Genomic DNA, 303 nt, shown 5'->3' with positions numbered 1-303 from the left:
ATAGGCGCACCGAGAACGGATTCCACCGCACCGCCAATCTGACAGAGCCTATGGGTTCGTTTTTTACTTTCTTCGGCTTTCTTTCGCTTCAGAAGTTCTTTCTTCTGTGCCGCATATCGTTTCGCCTTTTCAAGGCTTTCTTGCTCTTTCTTTTCCATTTCAAGCATTCGTGCTTCATAACTTTTTGTTGATTTTGCCATTCTTACATTCTCCTTTCCTTCACAAACATAAGTTCTTGGTTGCGTATCAGAAGAAGCACATGGTATAATCTTCTTGCGTGTAGGTATATCATGGCTTCGGTCT

At 42.6% G+C, this 303-nt stretch carries 1 pseudogene; it reads right to left on the bottom strand.

Features of this window, described 5'->3' with window-relative positions:
* A pseudogene (locus tag HMPREF0373_RS16275) lies at window positions 1-200 on the bottom strand (hypothetical protein); the annotation flags it as partial.
* Between the last annotated feature and the right edge of the window lie 103 nt (window positions 201-303).

The organism is Eubacterium ramulus ATCC 29099 (genome assembly GCF_000469345.1).
In the GTDB taxonomy this organism is placed as follows: domain Bacteria; phylum Bacillota; class Clostridia; order Lachnospirales; family Lachnospiraceae; genus Eubacterium_I; species Eubacterium_I ramulus.
The sequence above is the reverse complement of the archived record's forward strand: the minus strand, read 5'-3'. Positions and strand labels throughout refer to the sequence as shown.